Genomic DNA, 877 nt, shown 5'->3' with positions numbered 1-877 from the left:
ACTGAACCCGGGGCGGGACACTCAGAACCAGCGACTTGCGGCTGGTCCGTCGTCGCGCCGCGGCGCTACGCACCGGAGGAGCCGGCGGCGGCGCGACCTCTGGCTCCGGAGCCGGATAACGCCCGGCCGCCGACGACGCCATCCCGTCGACCCGCGTCGTCACCTGATCACCACCGACTGCACCTCCGCCACTGCGAACGCCGCGTTCGCGGTCGTCGTCAGATCCGGCAGCGTCCCGGTGGCCCCGGTCGACGAGGTCCAGGTGACCGACCACTGGATTCCGTACGTCGCCATCACCCGCCCATCGGGCTGGTGGATCGACGAGTGCGGGTACCGGTAGTCGCAGCCAGCCGGCGACGGGGTCCACACCCCGTTGCCCGGCCGCCAGGCCACGCCAGGACCGGGGCACGACACCGCGGCGGCCCCATCGCCCGGCGTGAAGGACAGCGCCGCCGGAGTCACGCTCACTTCCGCCCACACGCCTCCTGCGTCGGCACGCGCGGTCAGCGCCCGGAACGACCCCGGGTCCGTCCAGAACCAGGTGTAGGCGTTGACGACCGTGAACGGCTGCCCGTCCTGCAGCGTCCCAGCCGGATACCGGCCCGTTGTCGGTGACGGCACCGTCAGTGTGCTGAGCGCCTGCTGCGCGAGCTGCGCTGGATCGATCACGGGCGGAGCCGCTGGCGGGGTCGCCGACCAGAAGCTGAAGCCGTTGGTACCGGGGAACGCCCCACCGCCGGTATAGGAAAGGCAGCTGTAGATGGCACCATCCGTGCGACCGCCCCAGATGGGCGAGTCCTTCGGAGGCTGATGCGTCATCGCCTCCACGTAGCACTGCATGTCCTGTGCCCACCATGCGGTGACGTCCCGCTGAGTG

At 71.0% G+C, this 877-nt stretch carries 1 protein-coding gene; it reads right to left on the bottom strand.

What is annotated here, in order from left to right:
- Nucleotides 1-159 precede the first annotated feature (159 nt).
- Nucleotides 160-877 (bottom strand): hypothetical protein (locus tag A6V29_RS08220; RefSeq protein WP_137159859.1); only part of this gene is annotated, 718 nt, incomplete at its 5' end.

It is taken from the genome of Blastococcus sp. CCUG 61487 (assembly GCF_005222955.1).
In the GTDB taxonomy this organism is placed as follows: Bacteria; Actinomycetota; Actinomycetes; order Mycobacteriales; family Geodermatophilaceae; genus Blastococcus.
The sequence above is the reverse complement of the archived record's forward strand: the minus strand, read 5'-3'. Positions and strand labels throughout refer to the sequence as shown.